This is a genomic window from Actinacidiphila cocklensis (assembly GCF_907177275.1).
Lineage (GTDB): Bacteria > Actinomycetota > Actinomycetes > Streptomycetales > Streptomycetaceae > Actinacidiphila > Actinacidiphila cocklensis.
Genome location: NZ_CAJSLV010000082.1, coordinates 1 through 874 on the forward strand (window position 1 = coordinate 1; position 874 = coordinate 874).

General features: G+C 66.8%; 1 protein-coding gene and 2 rRNA genes. All 3 read left to right on the plus strand.

Annotated elements, in window-relative coordinates; translation table 11 throughout:
* Positions 1-80: ribosomal RNA gene (locus tag NFU81_RS30285) — 23S ribosomal RNA — on the plus strand; the annotation flags it as partial.
* Between the two features lie 138 nt (positions 81-218).
* Positions 219-335 (plus strand): 5S ribosomal RNA (gene rrf / locus NFU81_RS30290).
* Positions 336-591: 256 nt separating this feature from the next.
* A partial coding sequence (locus NFU81_RS40880) for a hypothetical protein (protein ID WP_285833825.1) occupies positions 592-874 on the plus strand: 283 nt, incomplete at its 3' end.

The window sequence follows — 874 nt, forward strand, 5'->3', positions numbered from 1 at the left end:
CGACTGGGTTGATAGGCCGGATGTGGAAGCCCTGTAAGGGGTGGAGCTGACCGGTACTAATAGGCCGAGGGCTTGTCCTCAGTTGCTCGCGTCCACTGTTTGGTTCCCGGGTTGCGAACAGTCGCACCGGTTGAACAGATCACTTAACTGAAAAGTGTGCTTGTTCGCTTGGACTCTGTCGAGGCCCCACCGGCGCGGTGGGACCTACCCGATAGCGTTTCGGTGGTCATAGCGTTAGGGAAACGCCCGGTCACATTCCGAACCCGGAAGCTAAGCCTTTCAGCGCCGATGGTACTGCAGGGGGGACCCTGTGGGAGAGTAGGACACCGCCGAACAATCTTTCCAGACCCCTGGTCCTGGCCTCAGCGCCGGACCAGGGGTCTTTTTGCGTCGCGCTCACAGAGCGCATCTTCCCCGTGATTACGGGAGACTTGTACTACAGCAGCACGATTCGAGGAGTCACGTCGATGTCCAACTCGCCTGAAGACCGGCCCGAGCGTCCCGAACGCCGGGACTCGCGCCCTAACGGCGGTGGCGACCGCGGGGGTTACCGCAGTGGTGGCCCGCGCCGGGACGGCAACCGTCCCAGCGGTGGCGGCTTCCGCCGCGATGACCGACGTGACGACCGTCCCCGTGACGACCGCCGTGATGACCGCCCCCGTGACGACCGGCGCGACGACCGCCCGCGCGGCCCGCGTCGCGAAGGCGACCGCCCCGGCGCCGGCGGTGGCGGCGGCTTCCGCCGCGATGACCGTCCGCGTGACGACCGTCCCCGTGACGATCGGCCGCGTTTTGACGATCGGCGTGATGACCGTCCGCGTGGTCCGCGTCGTGAGGGTGACCGCCCGGGTGGTGGCGGTGGGTTCCGTCGGGA